A 1812-nucleotide genomic window follows, 5' to 3' on the forward strand; every position below is an offset into this window, starting at 1 on the left:
GCGTACAGCCTCTGCCTGTACAACGGCACCGCCGCCGCCTCCACGCTGATCTCCGGCGCCCAATACTCCGCCGGCCAGATCGCGCTGAGCCAGGCCATGGGGCCGTGGCAGGGCGGCAACAGCCTTAACATCACCTCGCCGAACCAATTCCTGGCCGGCATCGACGACCCAGGCGTGTTGGTGACCAGTGCGGCCTGCCCGGCTGACTACGAGACGGACGCGCCGGCCAGAGCAGTCGCTGCCGACGACATTCGCAAGCTGTCCAACACCCGGTTGGCGACCAGCGTGCCTGCGTTGCTGTATGCCGATCAGGCCGCGATGAACACGGCCCTCGGCAGTGCGTCCAGCATCCCCTGGAATGTGTGCATCTACAACGGAGCGGTGGACAACAACGGACCCACGTCGTCGGATCTGGTCGCGAGCAGCCCGTACCGGGTGACCACGATCCAGACGGCAACGGGAGTCTCCCCCAAAGCCGGGCCGGCACTGGGCGGCAGCCTGATCACGGTTACCGGCACCGCTTTCCCGACCGAGCCCGGCGCCATCACCGCGACCCTGGGCGGCGTGCCGCTGACGGATATCACCCCGCTCGGCGGTAATGCGTTCACCGCTCGTACGCCGAGGCGCGCTCCGGCCAACAACGTCTCGTTGGTGGTCACCACGGCTGGCGGTTCGAGCACGCTTGCCAACGCGTTCTCGTTCACTAGCGCGCTGATCGCCACCCCGAACACGGCCCCCAACAACCGGGCCGTCGAGGTGGTCGTCAAGGGTGTCGGTTTTCAGAGCGCACCTTGGAACGACGATCTGACCGCCGGCGCACACATCTTCCTGGTCAAGGGAAGCTACAGCTCCTCCAGCATCAGCGGCGCACGGGCGAACTCACCGGTCGCCGACTGCAACAAGGTACTCGTGCTCAGCGACACCGAGCTGATTTGCAAGCTGGACTTGGCCAGGAGGTTGGACCCAGAGGGGGATGCCATCCTGGATGCGGCAGCACCGTCGTCGAACACAGCCGCGCGGCCAACGGCAGGCCGGGCTATCGCCACGACTGCAGGTAGTCGGGTAATCGCGGGTACCGGGTTCACTGTTGCCGATATCGGTAAGGCCATCGTCCAGCCGGGACACACGCACATTCCGGTGGGAACGACCATCACCGACGTGATGAGCAGCACTCAAGCGGTGATGTCCAACGCTGCCACCGACACCTTGACAGCCAACGCAAACGTGGCGCTCGGGTCTCCCTTCACGCGCGCCATTACAGTGACCACCGCTAGCAACGCGACCCTCGCGGCTCCTGCCGGCACGTTCAGTGCTGCCGACAACGGCAAGTACATCGTCGGAACAGACATCCTGGCGAGCCCGCTTCGAACCCTGTCCGCTGCGAACAACACTGCCGCGACCCTCGTAGGAGGCAATGCCACCGGGACGAGCAGCAATGTGCCCGCTGTCATCATGGGCAGCACCATCCCGGTTCCCGAAGGCGCCTACAACCTGCAGTACGTAAGCAATGCCGCCGTTGGCGCAGTAGCCAACGACCCGGCGTACGTGCAGAGCCAGATCTCCAGCACCTCCACGTTCACCGTCGCAGCCTTCTGACGGCACGTCTCACCCATTGCGGTGGCCCGGAGCATCCGCTCCGGGCCACCGCCATGCGCTTTTCCGAGTCCTCCGAGGTTGACAGGAAGGGATTGTCTGACATATGAGCATGTTTCTGACTTAGCACTGCCGAATACCCACGAATAGTTACGCTTCCCGCGAGACGGCCCGCGACGGTGCACCCGTACGGCTGGGCCCAGCAATCCAGCGACGTGG

At 64.9% G+C, this 1812-nt stretch carries 1 protein-coding gene; it reads left to right on the forward strand.

From position 1 onward, the window contains the following. The coding region (locus tag AC0NH5_RS42945; RefSeq protein WP_474414252.1) for an IPT/TIG domain-containing protein at window positions 1–1596 on the forward strand (1596 nt) is incomplete at its 5' end. Window positions 1597–1812 lie beyond the last annotated feature (216 nt).

It is taken from the genome of Actinoplanes sp. 13 (assembly GCF_056134165.1).